Origin of the sequence: Campylobacter peloridis LMG 23910 (assembly GCF_000816785.1) — a bacterium.
GTDB classification, from domain to species: Bacteria; Campylobacterota; Campylobacteria; order Campylobacterales; family Campylobacteraceae; genus Campylobacter_D; species Campylobacter_D peloridis.
The window spans coordinates 502,395-518,314 of record NZ_CP007766.1 but is presented as its reverse complement, the minus strand read 5'-3'; the positions used below and the strand labels follow the sequence as shown (position 1 = coordinate 518,314).

At 30.1% G+C, this 15,920-nt stretch carries 17 protein-coding genes; 11 read left to right on the top strand and 6 right to left on the bottom strand.

Translation table 11 applies throughout. The annotated features are described in order from the left end of the window. Positions 1-132 precede the first annotated feature (132 nt). From rpmH to CPEL_RS02500, 11 genes are read left to right on the top strand one after another with little or no spacing between them, the layout of a single operon-like run. On the top strand, positions 133-267 hold the full coding sequence (rpmH, locus tag CPEL_RS02550) for a 50S ribosomal protein L34 (RefSeq protein ID WP_004277342.1): 135 nt from the start codon (positions 133-135) through the stop codon (positions 265-267). Then, the gene (gene rnpA / locus CPEL_RS02545; RefSeq protein ID WP_044598489.1) at positions 264-590 is read left to right on the top strand and encodes a ribonuclease P protein component; all 327 of its coding nucleotides are present in this window, start codon (positions 264-266) and stop codon (positions 588-590) included. The genes rpmH and rnpA overlap by 4 nt, the downstream gene beginning before the upstream one ends. Then, complete coding sequence (gene yidD, locus CPEL_RS02540) at positions 578-961, top strand: membrane protein insertion efficiency factor YidD (protein ID WP_044598488.1); 384 nt, start codon at positions 578-580, stop codon at positions 959-961. Before rnpA ends, yidD begins: the two co-directional genes overlap by 13 nt. After that, positions 925-2,508 carry a membrane protein insertase YidC gene (gene yidC / locus CPEL_RS02535; protein WP_044598487.1) on the top strand — a complete coding sequence of 528 codons (1,584 nt, stop codon included), beginning with the start codon at positions 925-927 and terminating at the stop codon, positions 2,506-2,508. Before yidD ends, yidC begins: the two co-directional genes overlap by 37 nt. Next, positions 2,492-3,334 (top strand): Jag N-terminal domain-containing protein, encoded by an 843-nt coding sequence (locus CPEL_RS02530; RefSeq protein ID WP_044598486.1) that lies wholly within the window; start codon positions 2,492-2,494, stop codon positions 3,332-3,334. Before yidC ends, CPEL_RS02530 begins: the two co-directional genes overlap by 17 nt. Then, a complete protein-coding gene (gene mnmE / locus CPEL_RS02525) occupies positions 3,331-4,662 on the top strand; it encodes a tRNA uridine-5-carboxymethylaminomethyl(34) synthesis GTPase MnmE (RefSeq protein ID WP_044598485.1) in 1,332 nt (443 codons plus the stop codon). The genes CPEL_RS02530 and mnmE overlap by 4 nt, the downstream gene beginning before the upstream one ends. Positions 4,663-4,672: 10 nt before the next feature. Continuing rightward, positions 4,673-6,850 (top strand): phosphoribosylformylglycinamidine synthase subunit PurL, encoded by a 2,178-nt coding sequence (gene purL, locus CPEL_RS02520; protein WP_044598484.1) that lies wholly within the window; start codon positions 4,673-4,675, stop codon positions 6,848-6,850. Positions 6,851-6,852: 2 nt separating this feature from the next. Then, a complete protein-coding gene (locus CPEL_RS02515) occupies positions 6,853-7,623 on the top strand; it encodes a Dna-J like membrane chaperone protein (RefSeq protein ID WP_044598483.1) in 771 nt (256 codons plus the stop codon). Positions 7,624-7,632: 9 nt separating this feature from the next. Further along, the gene (gene purH / locus CPEL_RS02510; RefSeq protein ID WP_044598482.1) at positions 7,633-9,165 is read left to right on the top strand and encodes a bifunctional phosphoribosylaminoimidazolecarboxamide formyltransferase/IMP cyclohydrolase; all 1,533 of its coding nucleotides are present in this window, start codon (positions 7,633-7,635) and stop codon (positions 9,163-9,165) included. Between the two features lie 27 nt (positions 9,166-9,192). After that, positions 9,193-10,785, top strand: a complete 1,593-nt coding sequence (locus tag CPEL_RS02505) for an MCP-domain signal transduction protein (RefSeq protein WP_044598481.1) — start codon at positions 9,193-9,195, stop codon at positions 10,783-10,785. Between the two features lie 14 nt (positions 10,786-10,799). Next, complete coding sequence (locus CPEL_RS02500) at positions 10,800-11,213, top strand: META domain-containing protein (protein WP_044598480.1); 414 nt, start codon at positions 10,800-10,802, stop codon at positions 11,211-11,213. Between the two features lie 11 nt (positions 11,214-11,224). Here the strand turns inward: CPEL_RS02500 and pyrF are convergent, their stop codons facing one another. Genes pyrF through CPEL_RS02470 form a run of 6 tightly spaced genes read right to left on the bottom strand, consistent with a single transcriptional unit; the run spans position 11,225 to position 15,877 of the window. Beyond that, the gene (gene pyrF, locus CPEL_RS02495; RefSeq protein WP_044598479.1) at positions 11,225-11,908 is read right to left on the bottom strand and encodes an orotidine-5'-phosphate decarboxylase; all 684 of its coding nucleotides are present in this window, start codon (positions 11,906-11,908) and stop codon (positions 11,225-11,227) included. Next, a complete protein-coding gene (gene nusB / locus CPEL_RS02490) occupies positions 11,908-12,303 on the bottom strand; it encodes a transcription antitermination factor NusB (protein WP_044598478.1) in 396 nt (131 codons plus the stop codon). Before nusB ends, pyrF begins: the two co-directional genes overlap by 1 nt. 1 nt (position 12,304) lies before the next feature. Next, the gene (gene ribH / locus CPEL_RS02485) at positions 12,305-12,775 is read right to left on the bottom strand and encodes a 6,7-dimethyl-8-ribityllumazine synthase (RefSeq protein ID WP_044598477.1); all 471 of its coding nucleotides are present in this window, start codon (positions 12,773-12,775) and stop codon (positions 12,305-12,307) included. Between the two features lie 11 nt (positions 12,776-12,786). Further along, positions 12,787-13,590 (bottom strand): 3-deoxy-8-phosphooctulonate synthase, encoded by an 804-nt coding sequence (gene kdsA, locus CPEL_RS02480; protein ID WP_044598476.1) that lies wholly within the window; start codon positions 13,588-13,590, stop codon positions 12,787-12,789. A 9-nt stretch (positions 13,591-13,599) separates the two neighbouring features. Further along, on the bottom strand, positions 13,600-14,955 hold the full coding sequence (locus CPEL_RS02475; protein ID WP_197556441.1) for a uracil-xanthine permease family protein: 1,356 nt from the start codon (positions 14,953-14,955) through the stop codon (positions 13,600-13,602). Beyond that, positions 14,945-15,877 (bottom strand): DMT family transporter, encoded by a 933-nt coding sequence (locus CPEL_RS02470; protein WP_044598474.1) that lies wholly within the window; start codon positions 15,875-15,877, stop codon positions 14,945-14,947. Before CPEL_RS02470 ends, CPEL_RS02475 begins: the two co-directional genes overlap by 11 nt. Positions 15,878-15,920 lie beyond the last annotated feature (43 nt).

Genomic DNA, 15,920 nt, shown 5'->3' with positions numbered 1-15,920 from the left:
ATATATCTGTTAATCAAAACAAAAATCAAAATTTAGCAAAATCTTTTAAAATAACTCTTAATTAAAAGCAGATTTAAGTAAGATTTTGCTAAAATACCCGTTTATTATTTTGTTATTATTTAAGGAAAAAATATGAAAAGAACATACCAACCACATAAAACACCTAAAAAAAGAACTCACGGATTTCGTGTTCGTATGAAAACTAAAAATGGTCGTAAAGTGATCAATGCTAGACGCGCTAAAGGTAGAAAAAGATTAGCAGTATAAAAGATTTTCTAAGTATTAGTGATTTAGAAGAGTTCTCAGCAATATATAAAGAAGGTAAAAAATGGCATTGCGAAGGAATGATCATTTTTTATACTCAAAGTAAAGAGAAAAAAATTGCTGTAGTAGCTAGCAAAAAGGTAGGAAAAGCTGTTATTAGAAATCGTGCCAAAAGACTCTTAAGAGCAGCTTTTTTTCAGGTTAAACAAGAGGTGGAAAACGGAAAATACATACTTGTAGCTAAAACAAGTATCAATGAAATTCCTTTTTTAAAATTAGAAAAAAATTTAAGATGGGGTTTGAAAAAACTAGGATGTATAAAATAGTTTGCATTAAGCTAATTAGATTTTACCAACTTTTTATAAGCCCTTTCAAACCAAAATGCTGTAGATATTACCCAAGTTGTTCTGAATATGCATTATGGCATTTTAAAAAAAACAATACTCTTAAAGCTTTTGGTGCAGTTTTTTTGAGGATTTTAAAATGTAATCCGTTTTTTAAAGGAGGGATTGATTATCCTAAAATATGCAAGAAAAAACTACAATCAGGAATTTGTTTTAAACCAAATTTTAATGCTTTAAAACAACTTCGTTATTTATATATACCTTGCAATGATAATCAATTTTTTTTAATTAAGATTATATTTTCAAAGGACAATCCGTGTCAGAAAACTTATCTCAACAAAAACGTATATTAATTGCCGTTGTTTTATCATTTTTATTTTTTGTAGTTTATGATTATTTTTTTATTCCAAAAACCCCGCCAATTGAACAAAATACTACTCAAGTAGAACAAAATAATTCAGCACCAATTACATCTTCTACAAACACAGCTCAAGCTGCACCAAAAACAGAACTTAGTGTTAACAAAAAAGAAGAAATAGCTATAGTAAAAAGCGAACACTTTGAAGCACATATTGATTCTTTAGGTAGGATAGTTAAATTTTATTTAAGTGATAAAAAATACCAAGATGAAAATGGAAAAAGCATCAACTTAGTTGATACATCTTTATCGCCTTTACCTTTAGAAATTAGATTTAGCGATAATAAAATCAACCAAGAAGCTTTTAATACAGCTTATACAACTAATCAAAAAACTATTAATGTAAGCGATGAAAATACTACTTTGATTCTTACTCAAAATTTAAATGATTTAGTAGTTACTAAAAAAATTACATTTTATAAATATGGAAATTATGATTTAGAAGTAAATTTAAGTAAAGATATGCCATATTTTATTACTCCTGGGTATCGTCCAAACATAGCTGTAGACAGCTACACCGTGCATGGGGTTTTAATTTTAGATAAAGCAGATAAAATCACTATGTTAGAAGATGGTGATGTGAAAAATGATGAAAGTTTTTCTAATGTAACCTTAATGGCAGCTTCAGATCGTTATTATAGTGCATTTTTTTATAATTTTAACAATCCTTTAAACGCTGTAGTTACCAAAGACAATCACGAAAATTCCATTGTATTTGCAAGTGCAAATAATACCTTTAAAGCTAGTGGTTATATAGGCTCTAAAGAACACGAAATTTTAAGAAGTATTCATGCGGATTTAGATGATGTTGTAGAGTATGGTTGGTTTACTTTTATAGCTAAACCTATGTTTGAATTTTTAAATTTCTTACATGGCTATATGGGAAATTGGGGATGGGCTATAGTTGTAATGACTTTAATTGTGCGTATTATTTTATTCCCGCTAACTTATAAATCTATGATTTCTATGAATAAATTAAAAGACTTAGCACCTAAAATGAAAGAAATAAGAGATCGTTATAAAGGCGATCCGCAAAAAATGAATCTACACATGATGGAACTTTATAAAAAACATGGTGCAAATCCAATGAGTGGATGTTTACCTATACTTATCCAAATTCCTATTTTCTTTGCAATTTATAGAGTTTTATTAAATGCTATAGAATTAAAAGCGGCTCCTTGGGCTTTTTGGATTACAGATTTGTCTGTTATGGATCCATGGTTTATATTACCTATTTTTATGGGACTTACAATGTTTATACAACAACTCATCACTCCAATGGCTATACAAGATCCTATGCAAGAGAAGATTATGAAATTTTTACCTTTAATTTTCACTTTCTTCTTTCTAACATTCCCAGCAGGATTAACATTATATTGGTGTGTAAATAATATTTGCTCATTAATCCAGCAAGTAATTGTTAATAAACTTTTCAAAAATCACAAAAAAGAGGAAATAGCTAAACATGAACATAGAAGCTAAAGATTTACAAACAGCACTCATAGAAGCTTCAAAGCAGTTTGAGTGCTCTGTGATAGACTTAGAATACGAAGTTATACAACATGCAAAATCAGGTTTTTTTGGTTTGTTTAGAAAAAATGCCATTATTTGTATTAAAGGACATAAAAATTCTATACAAACTCAAAGTGAAAAACCAAGAAAAAGCTTTAATGATAAAGTTACAAAAACTACAAACAAAAGCCATGAAAAAAATGATACCAAAAAAACACATAAAGAAGAATTTACAACTTCTAATACAGAAAAAATAGAAAAAAAAGAACATTATAAAGTTAAAAATGATGCAATCTTTGATTCTTTTCACAAAGAATCAGAAGATAAAGATATTGCCTCTTATATAGATGAAATTAAAATTTCACTAGATAAGTTATTATCAACTTTTGATTTTGATATCAAAATAATAGACATTAGTGTTTATAGTGATAACTGCATTCTTATTAAACTAGATGGCAATGATGCTGCTTTACTTATAGGCAAAGAAGCTCATAGATATAAAGCATTTTCTTATTTGCTTTATAATTGGTTAAACTCTAAATATAAAATTTATCCACGATTAGAAATTGCTCAATTTTTAGAAAATCAAACACAAGCTATAGAAAATTATCTAAAAATACTTATAGAAAAAATAGAAGTAAATGGAAAAATTCAAACAAAACCACTAGATGGTATATGGCTAAAACTAGCTCTTGAAAAACTTAGAGAACGCTTTCCAGATAAATATGTAGGAATTAAACAAAATGATAACCAACGCGTTATCGTTGTTAATGATTTTTTGAAGAAAAATGAATGAATGATACTATAGCAGCTATAGCTACAGCTCATGGCATAGGCTCCATTAGCATTGTTAGAATCAGCGGTAAGCAAGCTTTAGAGCTTGCTTTAAAACTCACAAAAAGAACACAACTTAAACCTCGCTATGCTCATTTATGCCAAATTTATAAAAATAATGAAGATTTTTTAGATGAAGCTTTGGTTATTTATTTTAAAGCACCATATTCATTTACTGGAGAAGATATAGTAGAATTTCAACTTCATGGCGGCTTCTCTTTAAGTGAAATTTTACTTGATGAACTTATCAACTCAAAATTATGTCGTTTAGCAGAACCTGGAGAATTTAGCAAAAGAGCTTGCTTAAATGGAAAAATGGATCTTTTAAAGGCTTTAAGTATTCAAGATATTATCATGTCTAAATCCTCAAGTGCAGCAAATATCATTGCTAAAAACATAAAAGGTGATTTGGGTAATTTTTTAAATACCATAAGAATAGATCTTGTTAAAACTCTAGCCTTTGTTGAAACTAGCATTGATTATGCAGATGATGATTTACCACCAAATTTACTAAAACAAATTGTTCTTATGTGTGAAAAAAATTCAAAACTTTTACATGATATAGTGGATATTTCTTTAACTAAAAAAGGACTTATTGATGGCTTTAAAGTTGCTATTGTTGGCAAGCCAAATGCTGGAAAAAGTTCTTTGTTAAATTCTCTTTTAGCTTATGAGCGTGCTATAGTATCTAATGTAGCTGGTACTACAAGAGATCGCATTGAAGAAAATATAAAAATTGGCTCTCATTTAATAAAAATTATAGACACAGCAGGTATTAGAAATACCGACGATGAAATAGAAAAAATTGGAGTAAACTTAAGTTATGAAAGCATTAAAGAAGCGGATATAATCATAGCAGTATTTGACGCTTCAAAAGAATTTGAAAATGAAGATGAAGAAATTTTAAACATTTTAAAGCAAAGCAAAAAAAAGATTATTTATACTTTAAATAAAGTAGATTTAGAAATTAAATTTAACCACTCAATTAAAAATTCATGTGTTTTAATTTGTGCTCAAAAATCAGTTCAAGCAATTAAAAATGCTTTAAATGACTATCTAAATACTTTAGATGGCGATGGGATGTTAATTACCAATACGCTAATTTTAAATGCTTGTAAAAATGCAAGTGAAGCCATTTTGCGTGCAAAAGATTTATTACAAGAGCATTCTTTAGAATTATTTGCATTTGAATTAAATTTAGCCATAGGAGAAATAGCCCAATTTACAAAAGAATTTAAAAGAGATGAAATTTTAGATGAGATGTTTGGTAATTTTTGTTTAGGAAAATAAAGGAGAAAAGATGGATAAAGAACTTATAAAACAGCATAAAATTAGCGAAGAAGAATATCAAGAGATTATTAATATTTTAGGAAGAGAGCCAAATTTATTAGAACTTGGAGTAATTTCTGCTATGTGGAGTGAGCATTGCTCATATAAATCAAGTAAAAAATACCTCAATGGCTTCCCAACAAAAGCACCATGGGTGATCCAAGGCCCTGGAGAAAATGCAGGGGTTATAGACATAGGCAAAGGTATGGCAGCAGTTTTTAAAGTAGAAAGCCATAATCATCCAAGTTTTATAGAGCCTTTTGCAGGTGCTGCTACTGGTGTAGGTGGCATTATGCGTGATGTTTTTACTATGGGTGCAAGAGTTGTTGCGGGAATGAATTCTTTAAAATTTGGAAATATCCACGATGAGCAAATTGGAAAACGCCAAAAATACTTAGTTAAAGGTGTAGTAAGTGGAATTTCTCACTATGGTAATTGCATGGGAGTTCCTACCATAGGTGGAGAATGTGCCTTTGATGAATGCTTTAATGGCAATATCTTAGTAAATGCTTTTGCTTTAGGCACATGTAAAATTGAAGATATATTTTATGCAAAGGCAGAAGGTGTTGGAAATCCTGTAATTTATGTAGGCTCTAAAACAGGTCGTGATGGGCTTGGTGGTGCTGTTATGGCAAGTGATAGCTTTTCTCAAGCAGATAAAAGTTTAAGGCCTACGGTGCAAATTGGCGATCCTTTTATAGAAAAACTTTTAATGGAAGCTTGTTTAGAACTTTTTAAAACAGATTATATTATAGGAATTCAAGATATGGGAGCTGCAGGACTTACTTCAAGTTCCTTTGAAATGGCTGGACGCAGTGGTAGTGGTATGAAATTATATCTTGATAAAACCCCTATGAGAGAAGAAGGTATGAGCCCTTATGAGCTTATGCTAAGCGAATCACAAGAGCGTATGTTAATTTGCGCAAAAAAAGGTTATGAAAAAGAAATTATAGCTATTTTTGAAAAATGGGGGCTTGATGCAGCGATTATTGGCGAGGTTAGTGATAGTGGCAATATGGAACTTTTTTGGCATGATGAATTAGTAGGTTTAATCCCAATTGAACCTCTTAGCCAAAAAGCCCCTATTTTAGATAGAAATACCCAAAAACCAAAATATCTAGACATTATAAAAACTTATAATTTTTCTTTAAAAAGCTCACAACAAGATGCTTTTATAGCACTTTTGAAAAATGAAAACGCAAGCGATAAGGCTTATATTTATGATCAATTTGATTCTAGCGTGCAAACTAATACCATAAAAGCAGATGGAAGCTTAGGTGCTTGCTCTATACGCGTTAAAGAAAATCAATGTGCCTTAGCAATGGCTATTGAGTGTAATTCAAGATTAAATTATGTTGATCCAAAAATAGGCGCAGCAATGAATGTTGCTAGTGCAGGAAGAAAGGTTGCTTGTGCGGGTGCAAAACCTTTAGCAATTAGCGATTGTTTAAATTATGGTAATCCACAAAATCCTGAAGTAATGTGGCAATTTGCCCAAGGTTGTGAGGGTATAAAACAAGCTTGCAAAGAATTAAACACCCCAGTAGTAAGCGGTAATGTTTCTTTATACAATGAAACAGATGGTATAAGCATATTTCCTAGCCCTACTATAGTATGTGTTGGGGTTTGCGAAGATGCAAATAAAATTTTAAAATCTTATTTTAGCAAAAACACACAAGCAATTTATTTACTTGGAGAAACAAAGGCTAATTTCGCAGGTTCTTTAATTAGTAAAATTTTAGATCAGCAAGTTGCTGGAGTTCTTGATGCAATAGATTTTAAAGAAGAAAGAAAACTTTGGGAGTTTTTACTAAAAGCCAATGATATGCAAGTACTTGATTGTGCTAATAGCGTAGGCATAGGAGGTATAGCACTTACTTTAGCTAAAATGAGTGCAAAAGCAAATTTAGGCATAATAGCTAATACTAATTTTACTAATGATAGCTTGATTTTTGATGAAAGTCCAACTAGAGCTATAGTTGGTGTGAAAAACGAAGATGAATTTATAAAATTAGCTCAAACTTTTAATATAAAAACCACAAAACTTGGAAAATTAAATGATGAAGAATTCATTTTAGATGACATTAAAATTTCTTTAGCAGATTTACAAAAAAATTATTTTAAATCTTTTAAAGAGTTCTTGGAATAAAAATGGTTTTTGTTATTTTAATATTAGCTATATTAGCCTTTTATTGGTATTACAAAACTTGGGGAAAGCAGGATTTTTTAAATTCCACAAAGCGTGGGGCAAAAGGTTTTGCTAAAGGATTTATGCGTGGAGTTATGGAAGAAAGGGTAGATGAATTTAAAAGACGCATGAATTATTATGTTATAGCACTTTTAGCAAAAATCGCTAAAAGCGATGGCAGAATAAGCCAAGATGAAGCAGATATGATAAGTCAAATTTTAGATGCCAATGCCAAAGATGCAAAGGAAAGAGCTTTTTTAAAAGCAAGTTTTAATGAGCATAAAGAAAATTTAAACGACGCTTTTTATGTGGCAAAAGATTTTTTAAAAGAAGTTCCACTTCCTAAAAATGAGCGTTTTAATGTGCTTAGAGTATTGGTTTTTATGGCTTTAATTGATGGAAAATTAAATGATAAAAAGCAAGAAATTTTAAGTCAAATCGCAAAGGCTTTTGATATAGCAAAATCTGAACTTGATGATTTTATCGCTAATTTATCACGCTTAAAAAGTAGTGAAAATACAATGAGTTTAGAACAAGCTTTTAGTATTTTAGAACTTAATAACCAAGCAAATTTAAATGAAGTAAAAAAACAATACAGAGCCTTAGCTAAAAAATACCACCCTGATATATTAAATGCAAATAATGTTAGCGAAGAAGAATTAAAAAAAGGGGTGGAAAAATTCCAAAAAATCAACGAAGCTTATGAAAAAATCAAAAAACATTTAGAAAATTAAGGAGGATATATGAGGGCATTAATTAGCGTAAGCGATAAAGAAGGGGTTGTAGAATTTGCTAGTGAGCTTGAAAAATTAGGTTTTGAGCTTTTATCTACAGGTGGTACTTATAAACTTTTAAAAGAAAACAATTTAAAAGTAGAAGAAGTTAGCGAATTTACTCAAAGTCCTGAAATGTTTGAAGGGCGTGTTAAAACTTTGCACCCAAAAATTCATGGTGGAATTTTATATAAAAGAGAAGATGAAAACCACCAAGAACAAGCCAAAAAACATGATATAAAAAGTATAGATTTAATTTGTGTGAATTTATATCCTTTTAAAAAAACTACTATCTTAACTCAAGATTTTGATGAAATTGTTGAAAACATTGATATAGGAGGCCCTGCTATGATACGCAGTGGGGCAAAAAATTTTAAAAATGTGATTGTAGTTTGTGATATTTTAGATTATGAAAAAATAATCAAAGCTTTAAAAGAAGGAACTTTAGATCTTGAATTTAGAAAAAATTTAATGATAAAAGCTTATGAGCATACAGCAAATTATGATGCTTATATAGCAAATTATATGAATGAACGATTTAACGATGGTTTTGGTGCTAGTAAATTTATAGTAGGACAAAAAGTATTTGATACAAAATATGGAGAAAATCCTCATCAAAAAGGCACTTTATATGAATTTGATGATTTTTTTACTCATAATTTTACTAGCTTAAAAGGCGAAGCAAGCTTTAACAACCTAACTGATATTAACGCAGCACTAAATTTAGCAAGTGCTTTTGATAAAGCTCCAGCAGTGGCAATTGTAAAACACGCCAATGCTTGCGGTTTTGCTATAAAAGAAAATTTACTCCAAAGTTATATCCACGCATTAAAATGCGATACTTTGAGTGCTTATGGTGGCGTTGTGGCTATTAATGGAACTTTAGATAAAAAATTAGCAGAAAAAATCAATGAAATTTATATAGAAGTAATCATTGCAGCAAATGTAGATGAACAAGCTTTAGAAGTTTTTAAAGATAAAAAACGCATTAAAATCTTTACACAAAAAGCACCATTTTTAACTAGAGCTTATGATAAATATGATTTTAAACATATTGATGGAGGTTTTGTATATCAAAATAGTGATGAAGTTAGAGAAGATGAGATAAAAAATGCAGTGTTAAAAAGCCAAAGAAAGGCTAATGAGCAAGAATTAAAAGATCTTGAAATTGCTATGAAAATTGCTGCATTTACCAAATCAAACAATGTAGTTTATGTTAAAAATGGCGCTATGGTAGCCATTGGTATGGGTATGACAAGTCGTATTGATGCGGCTAAAGCAGCTATTAGCAAAGCCAAAGAAATGGGGCTTGATCTAAATGGTTGTGTTTTAGCAAGTGAAGCTTTCTTTCCGTTTAGAGATAGCATAGATGAAGCAAGTAAAGTTGGAGTAAAAGCCATTATAGAACCAGGCGGAAGTATAAGAGATGAGGATATTATTAAAGCTGCTAATGAATATGGCATAGCTTTATATTTTAGTGGCATAAGACACTTTTTACATTAAAAATATAAAAATAAAAAGGGAGGATTTATGTTTAAAAGTATAGGTGCAAAGATATCTTTAGCGATGATTTTAACCTTGCTAATTAGTTTTATTATTATGCAAATTATTTTGCAAAAAGATTCTCAACAAACCACAGATAGAATCAGTCGTGCAAATTTAGATACCTTAAGTACTTCTGTTTTTCAAACATTAAGAATGGCAATGAATTTAGGTGATCCAACCATAATTGAACAGGCTATAAAAGAAGCCGGTGAAATAGAAGGTATAAAAGATATTAAAATTTACCCCTCACAAAGCACTATAGAGCTTTTTGAGATGAAAAAAACTTCAAAAATCAACGATCCTTTAATCAGTGAGCAATTTTCTAAGCCTAATATAAATGCTCTTGAAATTAATAACGAGCAAGGTCATTACCTAAGACTCATACGCCCACTAATTGCAAATGAAAGTTGTCTTGCTTGTCATGCTAATGCTAAAGAAGGTGATGTTTTAGGTGTTATGGATATGTATAATGATTTAAAATATATTGATGAGGACTTAAAAAATTCATCAAGGACTTATATTATAATATTTACCATTGCTTTGATTTTCACTGTTTTTGCTGTGCTTTATATATTAAAAATAGTTGTTGGAACACCTATTAATAATCTTTTAAAACACGCAAAAGAACTTGCAAGTGGCGATGGTGATTTAAGAGCAAGAATTAATATAAAAAGCAGTGATGAAATAGGACAAGCTTGCACGCATATTAATCACTTTATAGAAAAAATTCAAAACACAGTTGTATCCACTAATGAAAATTCTCAAATGGTTGATGAACAAGCAAAACTTTTAAATGAAAATGCTTTAAATTTAGCCAATAGAGCTAAGGAAGGCCATGTAAAAACTGATGAGTCATATCAATTAAGCGAACAAATTCATGCAGAATTGCAAGATCTTGCAGAACTTTCAAGCAATGCAAATAAAGCAAATAGCACTTCTTTTGAAGTATTAAATAACATGCTTAATTCTTTAAATCAAATTGCCAATAAAGTTAGAATAGCAGCTGAGAATGAAAATTCTCTAGCACAAAAAATAGAAATCATGGAAAAACAAGCTGATGAGATTAAAAAAGCTTCAGAAATGATGGGAGAAATTGCTGATAAAACCAATCTTTTATCACTAAATGCTGGTATAGAAGCAGCGCGTGCGGGAGAATTTGGTAGAGGTTTTTCAGTAATTGCAGATGATGTTAGAAAACTTGCACAAAATTCTGAAGAATTCTTAAAAAATATAGCTATGGTCACTAAGCAATTAGTTGATAGCATTAATGAAGTATCTAAAGAACTAAAACACAATGCTAACGAAATCAATTCTTTAGATAAAGATACTAAAAATTTAGTAGAAGGAACAAATGAAGTTAAATTATGCAATGAAAATGCTAGAGATTTAGCAAGTGCTTGTATGCAAAAAATTTCAAGCACACAAGGAACTCTACAATCTTTACTTGAAAAAATGCAAGAAACAGTGAAACTTAGTGATAAAAATGAAGAAATTTCAAAAATTTTACTTGATGTTGCTCATGAGTTAAATGTAGTTTGTAAAAATTTAGAAGATGAATTAAAACATTTTCAAGTTTAATTAAAGGAGAATATATGAAAAAAATTAAATTATTAGGTTTAACAGCTTTGGTTTTTAGTGCTTGCTCAGTATCTACTTTAAGCGTAAATGATTTGCAAAATAAAGAATTTAGCATTAGTTCATTCGAACTTAATGGAAAAACATTTCAATTACCGCAAAATACTACAGCTACAATTAGTTTTGATAATAAAGATAAAAGAGTATTTGGAGTTGCAGCGTGCAATAGATTTTTTGGAAACTATAAAGATCAAGGAAATAGCATTCAAATAGAGGATAATTTAGCTTCAACAAAAATGCTATGCGATAAAGAAGCTATGAATTTTGAAGATAATTTTTTAAGAAATTTTAATGGAGAATTTAAAATTATCAACAAAGACGAAGGAACTATTTCTTTAGAAAGTAAAAAAATGAAAATATTTTTAAAATAAGCCAAAAAGGCTTATTTTATATGTTTTAAGACATCTTCGCAAATTTTTCTAGGTTCCTCTGCTTTATATATAGGTCTTCCAATAACGATAAAATCGCTTTTGTTTTCTTTTGCTGTGTTTAAATCTCCAATTCTTTTTTGATCATCTTGTTTTTCTTTAAAAGGGCGAATTCCTGGAGTTAGTGTTAAAAAATTTACATGCGTATTTTCTTTAATCAATAAGCTTTCATAAACTGAACAAACCATACCATCAAGCCCGCACTCATAACTTAATTTAGAAAAATTACTCACAGCATGTTTTATATCTTGTTTGTATATACTAAAAAATTCCTCTTCATCAAAACTAGTTAATGCAGAAACTGCAAATACCAATGGTCTTTTATTTAATGTATTTAATCTATCCATTATCATACACATAGCACTTTTTCCTGCACTAGCATGGATATTAAACATATCTATATCAAGTTTAGCAAGTTCAAAACAAGCATCCGCCATAGTATTTGGGATATCATAAAGCTTCAAATCCAAAAATATTTTAAAATCATCAATTTTTTTAATAGCTTCTAAAAGCTTCACTCCATCTCTTAAATAAGATCTTAATCCTATTTTTACCCAAATATCCAAGCCTTTTAGTTTTTTAGCTAAATTAATACAATCATCAAAACTAGCTACATCAAATGCTACGCAAAGCTTCATTATATTTCCTTATTGATTTTATCTAATACACCATTTATAAATTTTGGTGCATTATCCCCTGCCATTTCTTTTGCAAGCTCTATGGCTTCATTTATAATAATTGCTTTTTGAGTTTGAGTAAATAAAATTTCATAAGCACCCAAACGCAAAATCGCTTTTTCTATACTAGCTACTTCTTCTAGTTTATATTCTTTAAGATACTCATTAATTCTTTTATCAATTAAAGATAATTTTTCATTAATTCCATTATATAAATCTAAAGTGAACTTTCGCTGCTCGTTGCGAATTTTTTTCTCATCTAAAAATTCTTCAATAAATTTATCATTATCGTTGTTTAATTCTTTAGCATAAAGCAAAGAAACCACACTTTGTCTTACTTGATGTCTTGTTGCCATATTAAGCCTTAAAAGCCTTGTTTAAATCAAGCATTTCTATGATAGTAAGCATAGCTTCAAAGCCTTTATTACCTGCTTTGCTACCTGCTCTTTCTATGGCTTGTTCTAAGCTATCAGTGGTTAAAACTCCAAAGCTTACAGGTATATTTGAATTTAAACTCACACTAGCAATACCCTTAGTTGTTTCAGCCGCCACATAATCAAAATGCGGAGTGCTTCCGCGAATTACCGCTCCAACACAACATATTCCATCAAATTTTTTACTCTCACAAGCTTGTTTTAAAGCAAAAGGAATTTCAAAAGCACCAGGAACTAAGATAAGACTTAAATTTTCTTCCTTACCTCCATGTCTTAAAAAAGCATCTTTTGCACCTTCTACTAAACGATCTGTTATTATATGATTAAATCTTGCATTAATAATTGCAATTTTCTCATCGCCTTTTAAATTTAATTTTCCTTCTATGATATTCATAATCTTTCCTTTTAAATGGTTTCTTGAATTTTTAAAAGCGTATTTACGCAATTTTTAAGCCTTGAAATTTCAAGCATATTAGGCCCATCACAAAGAGCTTTGCAAGGATTAATATGCGTTTCAAAGAAAAAGCCATCTACACCCACGCTAGCTGCAGCCCTTGCTAAAGGTTCTACAAATTCGCTTTTGCCACCACTACTTCCCCCATTTGCTCCAGGCATTTGAACACTATGGGTTGCATCAAAAATAACCGGTGCATATTTTCTCATTATCACTAAACTTCTCATATCCACCACTAAATTCCCATACCCAAAACTAGATCCTCTCTCAGCCACAAAAACTCCATTTTTTTGAGCTATCTCATAGCCTTCTTCTTCTATATTTCTTGTTTGTAAAACTTTTTTAACGCTGTATTTTATATCATCAGGGTTTAAAAATTGTCCTTTTTTAATATTTACTTTAGCCTTAGTCTTTGCAGCCGCAACCAAAAGATCTGTTTGTCTGCATAAAAACGCAGGAATTTGCAAAACATCTGCTACCTCACTCACGCTTTGTGCTTGAACGCTTTCGTGTATATCGGTTAGTATTTGCATGCCAAATTTATCTTTTACCTTTTGTAAAACTTCTAAACCTTTTTCAAGTCCAGGCCCTCTAAAGCTATTAATACTCGTGCGATTAGCCTTATCAAAGCTTGATTTAAAATAAAAATCAATTCTATCATCTTTTAAAAAACACTCTAATTCTTGTGCGACTTTAAAAACAAGCTCTTCACTTTCTATCACGCAAGGCCCTGCTATTAAAATCATTTTTTTCATTTTTTTCCTTTATAATTTATTTTTACTATCTTCTGGTGGAAAAATAAAATTTAAAATAATTGCCGTAATCCCACCTGCTGCAATTCCTGAAGAAAATAAAGTTTTAAACCACATTGGCATAAATTCTAAAATATCAGGATTATTAGAGACTCCAAGTCCTATTCCCAAACTCATTGCAATAATTATAATACTACGGCGATTTAAATTTTCTTTAGATATAATTCTCACTCCAGTTGCTGCAATAGTTCCAAACATTACCAAAGTTGCTCCGCCTAAAACAGGTTCTGGAATTTGCAAAGTAATATCTGCTACAATTGGAAACAATCCTAAAATCATCAACATAAATGCAACTATAAAACCTACATATCTACTAGCAACTCCAGTTAATGCTATAACACCATTATTTTGTCCAAAGCACGAATTAGGAAAAGTATTAAAAAAAGCTGAGACAAAAGAATTTAAACCATTTGCCAAAACTCCACCTTTTAATCTTTTAGCATAAAGATCGCCTTTAACTGGTTGATTTGATACTTCACTTGTTGCACTAATATCACCAATTGTTTCTAAAGAGGTTACCATAAAAACCAAAATTAAAGGTAAAACTAGATTAAAATCAATACTTAAACCATAATAAACTGGATTAGGTAAAAACACTGCCGGTAAATTTTCATTAAAATTAAAACTAAAATTTTCAAAAGCCATGGCTACTAAAAGCCCTATAATCATAGCTATAAACAAAGATGAAATTCTTATATAAGCATTATTGAAACGATTTAACACAATAATGCTAAAAATCACAACTCCTGCTAATAACAAATTTTGCAAAGAACCAAATTCTCCACTAGCTTTAGCACTAAAGCCACCCCCAGCACTTATAAGTCCTACATTAATCAAGCTAAGTCCTATAATCATCACTACAATACCAGAAACCAAAGGTGAAATAATCCTTCTAATAAAAGGCAAAATTTGAGAAATAATCATTTCGGTTGTTGAGCAAAGCATTAAAGTTCCAAAAATAGCTCCCAACATAGCCTCTTGAGTTAAACCTTCATTTTTTAAAGCAAGCCCACCTAAAATTAATGGAGAAACAAAGTTAAAACTAGTTCCTTGAATAGATAAAAGTCCACTACCTATAGGACCCCAAGTTTTAATCTGCAAAAGCGAAGCAACGCCTGAAGCAAAAAGCGACATACAAATAATTCTTGCTGTATTTTCATCATCAACACCAAGTCCTTTACATATTAACAAAGCTGGAGTAATCACTGCTACAAACATCGCCATTAAATGAACCAAAGCTGCAAAAAATGCTTTTGCAAATGGTGGCTTATCTTCTAAGCCATAAATTAAATCTGTGTTATTTTGCACTTTTATTTCCTTTTTCTTGTTTACTAACCAAAATAATACCTCCTAAAACTATACTGAAAATTCCAACAAATACCATCAAACTAGGAAAACTATCACCTAATAAAATTCCTAAAAATAAAGTAAATACAACATCTATATAACTTACCCCTGCAACAACTCCTGCTTTTTTAGCCACTCCATAAGCTTTAGTAACATGAATTTGATACATTGCTCCAAAAACACCCATTAAAACTATAAAAATCCATGCCTTAAAACTAGGCATAATAAAAGGTGCGATTAAAAAATCAAGCTCTTTTATCTCATAAAATGAGCCTATAACCATAGAAATTAAAGGCATAAGAGTTCCAATTAACACAAAAGATAAAGCAATGAAAGGTGCTGGATAGGATTTTCTAAGCTCTCTAACACTAGTTAAAGCTAAAGCCGCACAAAACCCACTTAAAATCCCTAAAATACTATTTTTTAAATCAAAACCAGAATGATTTAGCTCATCAGCAAAAGGTTGACAAACCAAAAGAACCCCTATAAAAGCTATTAAAATCCCAAAACACGCCTTTATTCCTAAACTTTCCTTAAAAAAGAAAAAAGCAATCAAAGCTATAAAAATCGGAGCAGTTTTTTGAAAAGCAAAAGCCCCTCCTAAAGAAATATTAGATACATTATAGAAAAAAAGATACAAAGCAATAGTTCCAATAACACCTCTAAATACAAGCAAACCAAAATGCCCACCACTTTTATGAAATTTTAACTTAGTAAGCATATAAACCATAAAAGCCGTGCCTATAATATTTCTAAAAAACATAATTTCAATAGATGATAATTCTTCGCTTAATATTTTTGCACATGCACCAACCAATGCAAATTCAATAGAAGCAATTATCATAAAATAAATACCTAAATTTTTCTTGACTATTCTTAACATAATGATTCCATATAAAATTCTTGTTATTTTAGTCTTTTTTGCT

Coding starts and splice junctions, on each gene's coding strand:
- rpmH (WP_004277342.1), top strand. CDS start 133: ATGAAAAGAACATACCAACCACATAAAACACCTAAAAAAAGAACTCAC.
- yidD (WP_044598488.1), top strand. CDS start 578: ATGTATAAAATAGTTTGCATTAAGCTAATTAGATTTTACCAACTTTTT.
- CPEL_RS02530 (WP_044598486.1), top strand. CDS start 2,492: ATGAACATAGAAGCTAAAGATTTACAAACAGCACTCATAGAAGCTTCA.
- mnmE (WP_044598485.1), top strand. CDS start 3,331: ATGAATGATACTATAGCAGCTATAGCTACAGCTCATGGCATAGGCTCC.
- purL (WP_044598484.1), top strand. CDS start 4,673: ATGGATAAAGAACTTATAAAACAGCATAAAATTAGCGAAGAAGAATAT.
- CPEL_RS02515 (WP_044598483.1), top strand. CDS start 6,853: ATGGTTTTTGTTATTTTAATATTAGCTATATTAGCCTTTTATTGGTAT.
- purH (WP_044598482.1), top strand. CDS start 7,633: ATGAGGGCATTAATTAGCGTAAGCGATAAAGAAGGGGTTGTAGAATTT.
- CPEL_RS02505 (WP_044598481.1), top strand. CDS start 9,193: ATGTTTAAAAGTATAGGTGCAAAGATATCTTTAGCGATGATTTTAACC.
- CPEL_RS02500 (WP_044598480.1), top strand. CDS start 10,800: ATGAAAAAAATTAAATTATTAGGTTTAACAGCTTTGGTTTTTAGTGCT.
- pyrF (WP_044598479.1), bottom strand. CDS start 11,908: ATGAAGCTTTGCGTAGCATTTGATGTAGCTAGTTTTGATGATTGTATT.
- nusB (WP_044598478.1), bottom strand. CDS start 12,303: ATGGCAACAAGACATCAAGTAAGACAAAGTGTGGTTTCTTTGCTTTAT.
- ribH (WP_044598477.1), bottom strand. CDS start 12,775: ATGAATATCATAGAAGGAAAATTAAATTTAAAAGGCGATGAGAAAATT.
- kdsA (WP_044598476.1), bottom strand. CDS start 13,590: ATGAAAAAAATGATTTTAATAGCAGGGCCTTGCGTGATAGAAAGTGAA.
- CPEL_RS02470 (WP_044598474.1), bottom strand. CDS start 15,877: ATGTTAAGAATAGTCAAGAAAAATTTAGGTATTTATTTTATGATAATT.